12 protein-coding genes are annotated in these 14,344 nt (G+C 61.2%); all 12 read right to left on the bottom strand.

Annotated elements, in window-relative coordinates; translation table 11 throughout:
* Nucleotides 1–7: 7 nt before the first annotated feature.
* The gene (nuoI, locus tag ACZ445_RS18515; RefSeq protein WP_003174725.1) at nucleotides 8–556 is read right to left on the bottom strand and encodes an NADH-quinone oxidoreductase subunit NuoI; all 549 of its coding nucleotides are present in this window, start codon (nucleotides 554–556) and stop codon (nucleotides 8–10) included.
* An 11-nt stretch (nucleotides 557–567) separates the two neighbouring features.
* Nucleotides 568–1,575, bottom strand: coding sequence for an NADH-quinone oxidoreductase subunit NuoH (gene nuoH, locus ACZ445_RS18510; RefSeq protein ID WP_058425021.1), 1,008 nt, complete (start codon nucleotides 1,573–1,575; stop codon nucleotides 568–570).
* Nucleotides 1,572–4,286: an NADH-quinone oxidoreductase subunit NuoG gene (nuoG, locus tag ACZ445_RS18505; protein ID WP_464707427.1), complete on the bottom strand. Its 2,715-nt coding sequence runs from the start codon at nucleotides 4,284–4,286 to the stop codon at nucleotides 1,572–1,574. The genes nuoH and nuoG overlap by 4 nt, the downstream gene beginning before the upstream one ends.
* Before the next feature lie 135 nt (nucleotides 4,287–4,421).
* On the bottom strand, nucleotides 4,422–5,777 hold the full coding sequence (gene nuoF / locus ACZ445_RS18500) for an NADH-quinone oxidoreductase subunit NuoF (protein ID WP_310863742.1): 1,356 nt from the start codon (nucleotides 5,775–5,777) through the stop codon (nucleotides 4,422–4,424).
* Nucleotides 5,774–6,271 (bottom strand): NADH-quinone oxidoreductase subunit NuoE, encoded by a 498-nt coding sequence (gene nuoE, locus ACZ445_RS18495; RefSeq protein WP_003174721.1) that lies wholly within the window; start codon nucleotides 6,269–6,271, stop codon nucleotides 5,774–5,776. The genes nuoF and nuoE overlap by 4 nt, the downstream gene beginning before the upstream one ends.
* A 2-nt stretch (nucleotides 6,272–6,273) precedes the next feature.
* A complete protein-coding gene (nuoC, locus tag ACZ445_RS18490; protein ID WP_033896875.1) occupies nucleotides 6,274–8,058 on the bottom strand; it encodes an NADH-quinone oxidoreductase subunit C/D in 1,785 nt (594 codons plus the stop codon).
* Nucleotides 8,059–8,130: 72 nt separating this feature from the next.
* Entirely contained in the window at nucleotides 8,131–8,805 is a 675-nt protein-coding gene (locus ACZ445_RS18485) for a NuoB/complex I 20 kDa subunit family protein (RefSeq protein ID WP_003174719.1), read from the bottom strand.
* Between the two features lie 10 nt (nucleotides 8,806–8,815).
* Entirely contained in the window at nucleotides 8,816–9,229 is a 414-nt protein-coding gene (locus ACZ445_RS18480) for an NADH-quinone oxidoreductase subunit A (RefSeq protein WP_003219575.1), read from the bottom strand.
* Nucleotides 9,230–9,888: 659 nt separating this feature from the next.
* The gene (gene aceA, locus ACZ445_RS18475; RefSeq protein ID WP_003174717.1) at nucleotides 9,889–11,214 is read right to left on the bottom strand and encodes an isocitrate lyase; all 1,326 of its coding nucleotides are present in this window, start codon (nucleotides 11,212–11,214) and stop codon (nucleotides 9,889–9,891) included.
* A 491-nt stretch (nucleotides 11,215–11,705) separates the two neighbouring features.
* Nucleotides 11,706–12,443, bottom strand: coding sequence for a secretin N-terminal domain-containing protein (locus ACZ445_RS18470; RefSeq protein WP_464707426.1), 738 nt, complete (start codon nucleotides 12,441–12,443; stop codon nucleotides 11,706–11,708).
* A 246-nt stretch (nucleotides 12,444–12,689) separates the two neighbouring features.
* Entirely contained in the window at nucleotides 12,690–13,112 is a 423-nt protein-coding gene (locus ACZ445_RS18465; RefSeq protein WP_058425017.1) for a GNAT family N-acetyltransferase, read from the bottom strand.
* Complete coding sequence (locus tag ACZ445_RS18460; RefSeq protein WP_464707425.1) at nucleotides 13,105–14,271, bottom strand: ribosomal protein uL16 3-hydroxylase; 1,167 nt, start codon at nucleotides 14,269–14,271, stop codon at nucleotides 13,105–13,107. The genes ACZ445_RS18465 and ACZ445_RS18460 overlap by 8 nt, the downstream gene beginning before the upstream one ends.
* Between the last annotated feature and the right edge of the window lie 73 nt (nucleotides 14,272–14,344).

The raw sequence follows: 14,344 nt of genomic DNA, 5'->3' as shown, positions 1-14,344 counted from the left end.
TTCTTCCTTAAGGCAGCAAGCTCTTCACGTTGATCGGCTCGGCTTCGTTTTGTGCGGCGCCTTTCGGCTTACCGGCAACGGCCATACCTGCAACACGATAGAAGTTGTAATCAGGGTTTTTACCGGGACCAGAGATCAACAGGTCTTCTTTCTCGTATACCAGGTCCTGACGTTTGAACTCGGCCATCTCGAAATCCGGCGTGAGCTGGATCGCGGTGGTCGGGCAAGCTTCCTCGCAGAGGCCGCAGAAAATGCAGCGCGAGAAGTTGATGCGGAAGAAGTCCGGGTACCAGCGACCGTCTTCGGTTTCAGCTTTCTGCAGGGAGATGCAACCCACCGGGCACGCCACGGCGCACAGGTTGCAGGCTACGCAACGCTCTTCGCCATCGGGGTCGCGGGTGAGTACGATACGGCCGCGATAGCGCGGCGGCAGATATACCGCTTCTTCCGGGTATTGCAGGGTGTCGCGTTTGCGAAAGCCGTGACCGAACACCATCACCAGGCTTCGCAACTGGGTACCGGTACCCTTAACGATGTCGCCAATATATTTGAACATGGGTCAAATCCTCACTGAACCGCAGCCGCTGGCGCGTGCATCAGCACCACGGCAGCAGTCACCAGCAAATTGATCAGGGTCAGCGGCAGGCAGAAGCGCCAGCTGAAATCCATCACCTGGTCATATCGTGGACGCGGAATGGAAGCGCGCAGCAGGATAAACAACATGATGAAGAACGCGGTCTTCAGGAAGAACCAGAAGAACGCCAACTGCGGCAGGATGCCGAACGGTCCGTGCCAGCCGCCGAAGAACAGCGTGACCAGCAGGGCCGAGATCAAGATGATGCCGATGTATTCACCGACGAAGAACATGCCCCATTTCATGCCGGCGTATTCGATGTGGTAACCGTCGGCCAGTTCCTGCTCAGCTTCCGGCTGGTCGAACGGGTGACGGTGAGTCACGGCCACGCCAGCGATGAAGAAGGTACAGAAGCCGAAGAACTGCGGAATGATGAACCACAGGTTCTGCGCCTGGTACTCGACGATGTCGCGCATGTTGAACGAGCCGACCTGCACCACGATGCCCATCAGCGCGAGGCCCATGAACACTTCGTAGGACACGGTCTGGGCCGAGGCCCGCAAGCTGCCCAGCAGGGCGAACTTGTTGTTGCTCGACCAGCCGGCGAACAGCACCGCGTAGACCGACAAACCGGCCATGGCGAAGAAGAACAGCAAGCCGATGTTCAGGTCCGCCACGCCCCAGGTCGGGGTGATCGGGATGATCGCGAAGGCGATCAGCAAGGCGCTCATGGCCACGACCGGTGCCAGGGTGAAGATCACCTTGTCGGCAAACGGCGGGGTCCAGTCTTCCTTGAAGAACATTTTCAGCATGTCGGCGGCGATCTGGAACATGCCGAACGGGCCAACGCGGTTCGGACCGTAGCGGTCCTGCCACCAGCCCAGCAGGCGACGTTCGACGAAGCTGAGCAGGGCGCCCGCGACGACCACGGCCAACAGGATCACGATGGCCTTGACGACCGAGATGATCACGTCGATCACTTCAGGGGTGAACCAGGTCATTGCGCTGCCTCCTGCAGACCGTCAACGGTTTTGCCAAAGATCGCAGGCGGGATACCGGCGAGGCCTTTAGGCAGTGCAACCAGCCCGGCACCCAACTCGTCGTTGATGCGCAGCGGCAGACGCAGGGTCTGGCCGGCCAAGTTCAGGCTGAGCAGGGCACCGTCGTTGACGCCCAGGCGGTCGGCTTCGGACTTGGCCACGGACACGTAGGCTTGCGGGATGCGCTCTTGAACCGGCGCGGCCTTGGAAGAGTTCTCTTCACTGCCGAACAGGTGGAAGAACGGCACGACCTGCCAGGTGCCCTGGGCCGGGTTGAACGGACGCGGTACGGCGGCGAACCAGTTCAGCGCATCACCGGTGCTTTCGATCAGGCGGGTGCCCGGGTCGCCAGCGCGGATGTGACCGCCGACTTCGTCCTGGAACTTGTTCCAGGCCTGCGGCGAGTTCCAGCCCGGCGACCAGGCAAATGGCACCTGCTGACGCGGCTCGACCGAACCCGAGTAACCTTCCATGGAGAAGGCGAACGCGGTGTCGTTGTCTTGCGGGGTACGCGGTTCATGCACGCTGATGTCGGCGCGCATGGCGGTACGACCGGAGTAACGCAGCGGTTCACGGGCCAGTTTCATGCCCTTGATGCGGAACGAGGCGGACGGTGCAGCGTCGACGATCCGCGCCAGTTGCGGGGCGCTGGCGGCGGTGGCTGCGGTGACGTGGTCGAGCTGGGTCCAGTCGATCGGCTGGTTCAGCAGGGTCGCGCGCAGGGCATGCAGCCAGCGCCAGCCTTCGTGAACCAGGATGCTGGCATCCATGTACTTCGGATCGAACACCTGGAAGAAGCGCTGGGCGCGGCCTTCCTGGCTGACCAGGGTGCCGTCGCCTTCGGCGAAGGTGGCGGCTGGCAGCACCAGGTGGGCGCGGTCGCTGGTGGCGGTCTTCTGGTGATCGGCGACGATCAGCACTTTGGCCGCGTTCAGTGCAGCGTCAACCTTGGCGGCATCGGTGCGGGTGTACAGGTCGTTTTCCAGCACCACGATGGCGTCGGCTTTGCCGTCGGTCACCGCTTGCAGGGCAGCGTCCAGGGACTCGCCACCGAGCATGGCCAGGCCGAGGCTGTTGGCCTCTGGCACCACCAGGCTGATGGAACCGTTCTTGTCGCGCAGCTTCAAGGCCTTGGCGATGTTGGCGGCGGCTTCGATCAGCGCCTTGGAACCCAGCGAGGTGCCGGCAATGATCAATGGGCGTTTGGCCGCCAGCAGGGCGTCGGCAATGCGCTGGGCCAGTTCGACGGCTTCGGTGTCCAGGCCGTCGACGGCAGGCGCGCTGGCGTCCAGGGCGTGGGCCACGGCGAAACCGAGGCGCGCCAGGTCGTCCGGCGCTGCGTGCACACATTCTTCGGCGATGTCGTCGAGCTTGGTTTCAGCCAGGCTTGCAATGAACAGCGGGTTCAGCGCGTGCTGGCCGATGTTTTTCACCGCGGCGTCGAGCCAGGGCTGGACGCGCATGGCGTCGGCCATGTCTTCGGCCTTGCCCTTGACCGACTGGCGCAGCGACAGGGCGATGCGGGCGGCGGTCTGGGTCAGGTCTTCACCGAGCACGAAGATCGCGTCGTGGTCTTCGATGTCGCGCATGTTCGGAACCGGCAGCGGGCTGTCGTTCAACACTTGCAGGACCAGGCGGATGCGCTCCAGCTCGCCGGCTTCGATACCGCTGTAGAAGTGCTCGGCACCGACCAGTTCGCGCAACGCGAAGTTGCTTTCGAGGCTGGCGCGCGGCGAACCGATACCGACGATGTTGCGCCCGCGCAGCAGGTCGGCGGCTTTATCCAGCGCGTCGTCCAGGCTCAGTTTGGCGCCGTCGGCCAACAGTGGCTGGCGTGGGCGGTCTTCGCGGTTGACGTAGCCATAGCCGAAACGGCCACGGTCGCACAGGAAGTACTGGTTGACCGAGCCGTTGAAGCGGTTTTCGATGCGGCGCAATTCGCCGTAGCGCTCGCCCGGGGAGATGTTGCAACCGCTGGAGCAGCCATGGCAGATGCTCGGGGCGAACTGCATGTCCCACTTGCGGTTGTAGCGCTCGGAGTGCGTCTTGTCGGTGAACACACCGGTCGGGCAGACCTCGGTGAGGTTGCCGGAGAACTCGCTTTCGAGCACGCCGTCTTCAACACGACCGAAGTACACGTTGTCGTGGGCGCCGAATACGCCGAGGTCGGTGCCGCCGGCGTAATCCTTATAGAAGCGCACGCAGCGATAGCAGGCGATGCAGCGGTTCATTTCGTGGGAAATGAACGGGCCGAGGTCCTGGTTCTGGTGGGTACGCTTGGTGAAGCGATAACGGCGCTCGTTGTGGCCGGTCATCACGGTCATGTCTTGCAGGTGGCAGTGACCGCCTTCCTCACAGACCGGGCAGTCGTGGGGGTGGTTGGTCATCAGCCATTCGACGACGCTGGCGCGGAACGCCTTGGATTCTTCATCGTCGATGGAGATCCAGGTGTTGTCGGTGGCTGGGGTCATGCAGGACATGACGATACGACCACGGGTGTCGTTCTCGTCGGTGTACTGCTTGACCGCACACTGGCGGCAAGCCCCGACGCTACCAAGCGCGGGGTGCCAGCAGAAATACGGGATATCGAGACCGAGCGACAGACAGGCCTGTAACAGGTTGTCTGCCCCATCGACTTCGAGCGCTTTGCCGTCTACGTGGATAGTGGCCATGGTTCAAAGTTCTTCGTTGGCCCGTTGTCAGCGGGCGTGGCTAATGGAATCTTGTTATTCATGGGCCTCAACACAGCCTTTACGGCGTCAGCCCATGAGAAAGCGAAGGGCACGGACCCTTCGCCTTTTAAAGCGTTACGCGCCGACTACGATCGGCCTTGCCAGAGGCGGGACGGCGGCGCTGACAGGCGCGATGCCGGCTTCGAACTCCGAGCGGAAGTATTTGATGGCGCTGCCCAATGGCTCCACGGCGCCCGGTGCGTGAGCACAGAAGGTCTTGCCTGGGCCGAGGAAACCGACCAGACCCAGCAGGGTTTCGATGTCACCCTCGCGGCCTTCGCCGTTTTCCAGGGCCATCAGCAGCTTCACGCTCCATGGCAGGCCGTCGCGGCATGGGGTGCAGAAGCCGCAGGACTCGCGGGCAAAGAACTGCTCCATGTTGCGCAGCAAGGACACCATGTTCACGGTGTTGTCGACCGCCATCGCCAGGCCGGTACCCATACGGGTGCCCACCTTGCCGATGCCGCCGGCATACATTTGTGCGTCGAGGTGCTCGGGCAACAGGAAACCGGTACCGGCGCCGCCTGGCTGCCAGGCTTTCAAGGTGTAGCCGTCGCGCATGCCGCCGGCGTAGTCCTCGAACAGCTCGCGTGCGGTCACGCCGAACGGCAGCTCCCACAGGCCCGGGTTCTTGACCTTGCCGGAGAAGCCCATGAGCTTGGTGCCCATGTCTTCGCTGCCTTCGCGGGCCAGCGATTTGTACCAGTCCACGCCGTCGGCGATGATCGCCGGCACGTTGCACAGCGTCTCGACGTTGTTCACGCAGGTCGGCTTGCCCCACACGCCCACGGCGGCAGGGAAGGGCGGCTTGGAGCGCGGGTTGGCGCGGCGGCCTTCGAGGGAGTTGATCAGTGCGGTTTCTTCCCCGCAGATGTAGCGCCCGGCGCCGGTGTGCACGAACAGTTCGAAGTCAAAACCCGAACCGAGGATGTTCTTGCCCAACAGGCCGGCGGCCTTGGCTTCTTCCACGGCACGGTTGAGGTGCTTGGCGGCGGTGGTGTATTCGCCACGCAGGAAGATGTAGCCCCGGTAGGTTTTCAGCGCGCGGGCGCTGATCAGCATGCCTTCGATCAGCAGATGGGGCAGTTGCTCCATCAGCATGCGGTCTTTCCAGGTGTTCGGCTCCATTTCATCCGCGTTGCACAGCAGGTAGCGGATGTTGATGGATTCGTCCTTGGGCATCAGGCCCCACTTCACGCCCGTGGGGAAGCCTGCACCACCGCGGCCCTTGAGGCCGGCGTCTTTCACGGTCTGGACGATATCGTCCTGGGCCATGTCGGCGAAGGCTTTGCGCGCGGCGGCGTAACCGTTCTTGGCCTGGTATTCGTCGAGCCATACCGGCTCGGCATCGTCACGCAGGCGCCAGGTCAGCGGGTGGGTCTCAGGCGAACGCTTGATCAGGTTGGCCGGGCCGAAAGATGTAAGGGTCATGGGTAGCCCTCGAGCAATTGGGTCACGCCAGCAGGCTGCACGTCACCGAATGTGTCGTCGTCGATCATCAACGCCGGCGCCTTGTCGCAGTTGCCCAGGCAGCACACCGGCAGCAGCGTGAAGCGGCCGTCCGGGGTGGTTTGGCCCAGGCCGATGCCCAGCTTGTTCTGGATCTCGCTGACCACGGATTCGTGGCCGCCGATGTAGCAGACCATGCTGTCGCACACGCGAATGATGTGGCGGCCCACAGGCTGACGGAAGATCTGGCTGTAGAACGTGGCCACGCCTTCAACGTCGCTGGCAGGGATGCCGAGGATCTCGCCAATGGCATAGAGGGCGCCGTCCGGCACCCAGCCACGTTCCTTCTGGACGATCTTCAAGGCTTCGATCGACGCCGCGCGCGGGTCTTCGTAGTGATGCAGCTCGTGCTCGATGGCCGAGCGCTCGGTTTCACTGAGGGTGAAACGGTCTGTCTGGATAAGCGTGCTGTTCATGCTTAGCGGTCCACGTCGGCCATAACGAAATCGATACTACCCAGGTACGCAATCAAGTCCGCGACCATCTCGCCTTTGATCACCGAAGGGATCTGCTGCAAGTGGGCAAAGCTTGGGGTACGGATCCGGGTGCGGTAGCTCATGGTGCCGCCATCGCTCGTCAGGTAATAACTGTTGATACCCTTGGTCGCTTCGATCATCTGGAAGGACTCGTTGGCCGGCATCACCGGGCCCCACGAAACCTGCAGGAAGTGCGTGATCAGGGTTTCGATGTGCTGCAGCGTGCGCTCTTTCGGCGGCGGCGTGGTCAGCGGGTGATCCGCCTTGTACGGGCCGGCCGGCATGTTGCGCATGCACTGCTCGATAATCTTCAGGCTCTGGCGCATTTCTTCGACGCGCACGATGCAGCGGTCGTAGGCATCGCCATTGGCCGCCAGCGGGACTTCGAATTCGAAGTTCTCGTAGCCCGAGTACGGGCGCGCTTTACGCAGGTCGAAGTCGCAGCCGGTGGAACGCAGGCCGGCACCGGTGACGCCCCATTCCAGGGCTTCCTTGGTGTTGTACTGCGCGACGCCGATGGTACGACCCTTGAGGATGCTGTTATCCAAAGCGGCCTTTTGGTACTCGTCCAGACGCTTGGGCATCCAGTCGATGAATTCCTTGACCAGGCGTTCCCAGCCATTGGGCAGGTCGTGGGCCACACCGCCGATGCGGTACCAGGCCGGGTGCAGGCGGAAGCCGGTGATGGCTTCAATGACCTTATAGGCGCGCTGACGGTCGGTGAAGGTGAAGAACACCGGGGTCATGGCGCCGACGTCCTGGATATAAGTACCCAGGAACAGCAGGTGGCTGGTGATCCGGAAGAACTCGGCCATCATGATGCGGATGGTGTCGACGCGGTCCGGCACCTTGATACCGGCCAGCTTCTCGACCGAGAGCACGTACGGCAGGTTGTTCATCACGCCGCCGAGGTAGTCGATACGGTCGGTGTACGGGATGAAGCTGTGCCACGACTGGCGCTCGGCCATCTTCTCGGCACCCCGGTGGTGGTAGCCGATGTCCGGCACGCAGTCGACGATTTCTTCGCCGTCCAGTTGCAGGATGATACGGAAGGCACCGTGGGCCGAAGGGTGGTTCGGGCCCAGGTTGAGGAACATGTAGTCCTCGTTGGTGCCGGAGCGCTTCATGCCCCAGTCTTCCGGACGGAAGCGCGCAGCTTCTTCTTCAAGCTGTTGCTTGGCGAGGTTGAGGCTGAACGGGTCGAATTCGGTGGCGCGCGCCGGGAAGTCTTTGCGCAGCGGGTGACCTTCCCAGGTCGGCGGCATCATGATGCGCGTCAGGTGCGGGTGGCCCGGGAAGTCGATGCCGAACATGTCCCAGACTTCGCGCTCGTACCAGCTGGCGTTCGGCCAGATACCGGTCACGGTCGGGATGCTCAGATCGCTTTCCGACAGGGCGACCTTGATCATCACGTCGCTGTTACGTTCCAGCGACATCAAGTGGTAGAACACGGTGAAATCGGCGCCGCTCGGCAGCCCCTGGCGCTTGGTGCGCAGACGCTCGTCCACGCCATGCAGGTCATAGAGCATGACGTACGGCTTGGGCAGGTTGCGCAGGAAGGTCAGGACTTCGACGAGCTTGGCACGCGCCACCCACAGCACCGGCATACCGGTGCGCGTGGCCTGGGCGGTGAAGGCGTCAGGGCCAAAACGGTTATTGAGTTCGACGACCACATCCTGGTCGTCTGCCTTATAAGGCGGGATGTACAGAGCACTGCCTGTAGTCATGGTTTTTTATCGCTTTCGGTCAACGTAAAGAATGAAGCCAGGTGTTCGTTCTATAAAAGAAGCGGTGCTGGATCAGACTTCGTCGGGGCTGCGCAGGTTGGTGACTGCGATACGCTGTTCGCGGCGCTGTTCCTTTTGCGACGGCATCTCGGCGCGGTACACGCCTTGATCGCCGACGACCCAGGAAAGCGGACGACGCTCCTTGCCGATCGATTCCTGCAACAGCATCAAGCCTTGCAGGAACGCTTCAGGGCGAGGCGGGCAGCCAGGCACGTAGACGTCCACGGGCAGGAACTTGTCCACCCCTTGAACGACGGAATAGATGTCGTACATGCCACCGGAGTTGGCGCACGAACCCATGGAGATAACCCACTTCGGCTCGAGCATTTGCTCGTAGAGACGCTGGATGATCGGCGCCATCTTGATGAAGCAGGTACCGGCGATAACCATGAAATCCGCCTGGCGCGGCGAGGCCCGGATAACTTCGGCGCCAAAGCGCGCGATGTCGTGGGGCGCCGTGAAGGCGGTGGTCATTTCCACGTAGCAGCACGAAAGACCGAAGTTGTACGGCCACAGGGAGTTTTTACGCCCCCAGTTGACCGCGCCACTCAGCACGTCTTCCAGCTTGCCCATGTAGATGTTCTTGTGGACTTGGTCTTCTAACGGGTCGGAAACGGTTTCCCGTTCGCCGATGGGGTACTGCTCGTTAGGAGCATCCGGGTCGATCCTGGTGAGATTGTATTGCATCGCCAAAGCCTCATTGTTTCAGCTTCGCTTGCCGCTTACGACGAGCTTCCGGAGCCCAGTCAAGGGCGCCCACTCGGAATAGGTAGACAAGGCCTGCCAACAGAATTGCTATGAAAACGAGGGCTTCGACGAATCCGGTCCAGCCGCTTTCGCGGACGGACACAGACCAGGCAAAGAGAAAGAGGGCTTCGATATCGAAGATCACGAACAGCATCGCGACCAGATAGAATTTGGCTGAGAGCCGCAAGCGGGCGCCACCTGTAGGCAGCATGCCGGACTCGAACGGTTCATTTTTGCTGCGGCCCCAGGCTTTTGACCCGAGGAGGCTGGAAACACCGAGCATGAAGGCGCAGAGGCCGACAACACCGAGGAGGAAAATGGCAAAGCCCCAGTTGTGGGCCATGAGTCCTGTCGCTTCGGTCATGCTGGAAATCCTTAACAGAGAGCAAAGGTCTCTGAGCTCGAAAAAGTAACGATGCAGTGACGATATGTCGCACTGCAATCAATCGCGGTGATTTTATGGCTAAACACCGGGCAAGTAAAATTCCTATGGCGAAATTATTCGGTGGAATAAGCACATAGTGCACCTTTCTGGGGCTGCAGCCCTTGCGGTGTGGGCATTAGCGGGCTTTTTATCAATTATGTTTTGTTTAACCTGTAACGAAGTTTTTATGCGCTAAATGATAATGACTATTGTTTGCGCGGGGTGTAAGCGAATGGTTCTCGTGTGGCGGGGGAAGTTGCCGTTACTTGCGTGATCACCACTTAGTTAGCGACGGGGATCTTTTAACCGATTTGATCCACGCATACACCGCTCTGGATCAATGTTTCGCACAAAAATTCCTAGGTCACCACCGTTCTTAATGTGGGAGGGGGCTTGCCCCCGATGGCGGCGGGTCAGTCACAGATGTATCAACTGACACGCCCTCATCGGGGGCAAGCCCCCTCCCACATTTTGACCTCCATTTTGTCAGGGAGGTTTTCACGAGGCAAAAAAACGCCCCGAACAGGTCGGGGCGTGATCGTTGTGCGGCACTGCGGTTAGGTCTTCCTTGGGGCCGCAGTGGCCGTGTACTCAGTCAATCAGTGGAACTGCTCTTCTTCGGTCGAGCCGGTCAGCGCGGTCACGGACGAGGTGCCGCCCTGGATCACGGTGGTCATGTCGTCGAAGTAGCCGGTGCCCACTTCCTGCTGGTGAGCCACGAAGGTGTAGCCCTTGGCGGCGTCAGCGAACTCCTGCTCCTGCAGCTTCACGTAGGCGGTCATGTCGTTGCGGGCGTAGTCGTGCGCCAGGTTGAACATGCTGTGCCACATGTTGTGGATGCCGGCCAGGGTGATGAACTGGTGCTTGTAGCCCATGGCGGACAGCTCGCGCTGGAACTTGGCGATGGTCGCGTCGTCCAGGTTCTTCTTCCAGTTGAAGGAAGGCGAGCAGTTGTAGGACAGCAGTTGGTCCGGGTATTCCTTCTTGATCGCCTCGGCGAAACGACGGGCTTCGTCCAGGTCCGGCTTGGCGGTTTCACACCAGATCAGGTCGGCGTACGGGGCGTAGGCCAGGCCACGGGCAATCGCCTGGTCCAGGCCGGCGCGCACCTTGTAGAAACCTTCCTGGGTGCGTTCGCCGGTCACGAACGGTTGGTCGTACGGGTCGCAGTCCGAAGTCAGCAAGTCAGCCGCGTTGGCATCGGTGCGGGCCAGGATGATGGTTGGCGTGCCGGCAACGTCAGCGGCCAGGCGGGCAGCGGTCAGCTTCTGTACCGCTTCCTGGGTTGGAACCAGTACCTTGCCGCCCATGTGGCCGCATTTCTTCACGGAAGCCAGCTGGTCTTCGAAGTGCACGCCGGCAGCGCCTGCCTCGATCATGCTCTTCATCAGTTCGTAGGCGTTGAGTACGCCGCCGAAACCGGCTTCGGCGTCGGCCACGATCGGTGCGAAGTAGTCGATGTAGCCTTCATCGCCCGGGTTCTTGCCGGCTTTCCACTGGATCTGGTCGGCACGACGGAACGAGTTGTTGATGCGCTTGACCACGGTCGGCACGGAGTCCACCGGGTACAGCGATTGGTCGGGGTACATGGATTCAGCGGAGTTGTTGTCCGCCGCCACTTGCCAGCCGGACAGGTAGATCGCCTGGATACCGGCTTTCACCTGCTGGACTGCCTGGCCGCCAGTGAGGGCGCCCATGCAGTTGACGAAATCTTTGTCGGGACGGAAGGAAGGCTTGGCACCTTGTGTCACCAGGTTCCACAGCTTCTCGGCGCCGAGTTTTGCAAAGGTGTGCTCAGGTTGAACCGAGCCACGCAGGCGGACGACGTCAGCAGCGGAATAAGCGCGGGTCACGCCTTTCCAGCGTGGGTTTTCAGCCCAGTCTTTCTCGAGGGCTGCAATTTGCTGTTCGCGTGTCAGTGCCATGGAAGTAAACCTCGTCGCGTCTTCGTGTGGTGGAAAAATCCATTTGCCAGCCCTGCATTCAAGTGCGTGGGCAGGGCTGCTCGCTGACCAGAAGCTTAGGCGGTCATGTCGGGTCTGGCGGGGAATGCGACGGGATGAACGAGTGGCGAGAGGGTCGGGCAGATACAGGCGGACCGAGAACAGTCTTCGGGCGTCGTGGGCCCTCGGGTGTTCAACAGCGTGTAGCCGGGTTACCTGGTTAGCTTCCGTCCCTCGGGACAACTTCGTTCCAGTCGCAACCTCGTCAAACACGCCTTGTGGGCGGTACAGACACGAATCGGCTCAGGTGGGTAGTTTAGAGCGACGATCCGAAGGCCCTTGCCAGGGCCCCTGATTAGCGGGAGCGAGGCCATCATGCCCATGCTTTTTTGGATCGTCAAATGTTTTGTAGTGCTTTTTTTCAAGCACTACATCTTTAGTCTAATACGACTCGTCAGTCAGTTTTTGGTGCTTCAGTTCAGGGTATCGACCTTGACCCGCACCGTCAGGTCATCGCGGCCCTGAGTAGAGTAGCTGCGGGTTGTAGAGGATTTGTCGGCCTGGGTCTCGCGATTGATGCCGGCCAGGGTGATCCATTCACCCAGGCGCCCGCTGACGGTTGTGTCGGTGCTCTGTACGTTCACTACATCGGGACGCTCCTGGCTCATGCGGTCACGATTGGTACTGATTGCCAGGTGCACGGTCTCGCCGGTGACGCTCGCGGTCACATAGAAGCCCTGGGTCACGTTGCGATACTGGGTCTGGTTCTGCAGGCGGCCATAGCTGTCCTGCTGGGTGGTGGTCAGCGGAACGCTCTGGCCGACCTGGATCAGCGCGGGTACGCCTTCGCTGGCCTGGATCTGCTGGATACCGCCGTCGCGGCTGGTGGTGCCGTAGCTGATGATGCGCGTCTGGCTGTCACCGGTGTTCTGCTGTTTGTTTTCGTTGGTGTCGACGGTGATCAGCAGGCGTTTGGCCGGTGTGTCCAGTTGAGAGAGCAGGGCGCGCAGGTCCTGGATCTTGCCGGGGTCGGCCTTCACGATCAGCTGGTTGCCATAAGCGCTGACGGTGCCGTCCTTGCCGATGAAGTTCTGTGCCACGGGCAGCAGGTCGGCGCTGGTACGGTTGCTCAGGTTGACGACTTCGGTGTCGGCCATGGCCGCGGCGCTGGCAGTCAGGAGGAGGGCGGTGAGCAGGGTGCGTAGGGACATGTCCGTTATCTCTGCGAGTCATTTAGGCTGGATAGTGCCAGTTTGTCGGCCTGGACGGGTGCAAGTTGAATCGTAGACGGCAAAATGCCCTGGCATGGCAGGGCATTGTTGGTGTTGCTGAAATGGCTATCGGGGGCAAGCCCCCTCCCACACTTGACCGCATTCCAAAGGACTTACTCGGTCAAAATGTGGGAGGGGCGGTGCGACGATTCGACTTGCCCCCGATGGCAGCGACGCGGTCTCGAATCAGCCCTCGCGCACCATATCCACATGCGGAATCCCGACTTCAAGGAATTCGTCACTGACGATCTTGAAGCCCAGTCGCTCATAGAACGGCGCCGCATACACTTGTGCACTGAGGAACTGCTTGGCCTGGCCACGTTTTTCGGCCACGCCAATCACCGCTTCCATCAGCTTGTCGCCGACCTTCAGCCCGCGCCAGTCCTTGAGGACCGACACGCGTCCGATCTCGCCGCTGGGCAGCAGGCGCGCGGTGCCGATCGGAAAATCACCTTCGAATGCAAGGAAATGCACTGCGCCGGCGTCGTCCGCGTCCCACTCCAGCTCCGGTGGAACCGATTGTTCAGCGATAAACACCGCTTCACGAATGCGCCGAATCTCGGCGATATCCTTTTGCCAGTCCGCGACACTTACGTGAATCCTATTCATCGGCAAATCCCAGGCTTCCTTGCTTGACCAATTCGCACAGCAGGTCGCGGCCGTCTTCGTCTGCCAGCCATTCGCCCAGGTTCTCGCTGTGCAGTGCATCGGCCGAGCACACCAGCTTCAGCAGCTCACGCAGTTTGCCTGGCAGGTAACGGCTCTGGCCACTGGCGAACAGCAGTACATCGTCGTCCACTTCGGACCAGGCCAGGCGCGCGCTAGGGTTGCGCACCAGGATGGCGCCATCTTGCAGGCTGCTGAGGAAGTCTTCTTCGCCCAATTCTTCGCCCGCCACCAATTCAGGATAGCGCGGTTCGGTCATGAACTGGCCGAACCAGGTCAGCAGCATGCGCTCGTCGCTCATGTGCTCGGCCAGCAGGCTCTTCAGGCGGTCGAGGGCGTCGCTCTGGATCTGGTGCGGGTCGCTGACCGGCTGTGCATCGGCGTCGGTGTAACGTTCTTCGTCGGTCAGGTACTGGCTGAGGAAGTCGGTGAAGTGCGTCAGCACCTCGGCCGCGCTCGGTGCGCGGAAGCCCACGGAATAGGTCATGCAGTCGTCTTCAGCGATGCCGAAGTGCGCCAGGCGCGGCGGCAGGTAGAGCATGTCGCCCGGTTCCAGGACCCACTCGGCGCTTTCTTCGAATTCGGCGAGGATGCGTAGGTCGGCGTGCTGCAGCAGCGGGCTTTCGGAGCTGCACATCTGGCCGATCTTCCAGTTGCGCTTGCCCTGGGCTTGCAGCAGGAACACGTCGTAGTTGTCGAAGTGCGGGCCAACGCTGCCGCCCGGTGCGGCGAAGCTGATCATCACATCATCGATGCGCCAGCTCGGCAGGAAGCGGAATTGCTCCAGCAACTCGGCCACTTCCGGAACGAACTGGTCGACCGCCTGAACCAGCAGGGTCCACTCGCGCTCGGGCAGGGTGCTGAAGGCGTCTTCGGCGAACGGGCCGCGACGCAGCTCCCACGGACGCTCGCCATGCTCGATCACCAGGCGCGACTCGACTTCTTCTTCCAGCGCCAGGCCGGCCAGTTCGTCGGCGTCGATCGGGCTTTCGAAATCAGGAATGGCCTGGCGGATCAGCAGCGGTTTTCTCTGCCAGTAGTCGCGCAGGAATTCCCGTGCCGTGATGCCGCCCAGAAGTTGAAGAGGGATATCAGGATTCATGTGTAACCTATTGAAAAAAAGCACTTTTGAGACTGGAATAAAAACGCCCGGCGCGGCCGGGCGTCTCAAAGGG

This window comes from Pseudomonas allii (assembly GCF_055380095.1).
Note: the sequence above shows the minus strand (reverse complement) of the source record. Positions and strands in the feature narration are given on the sequence as shown.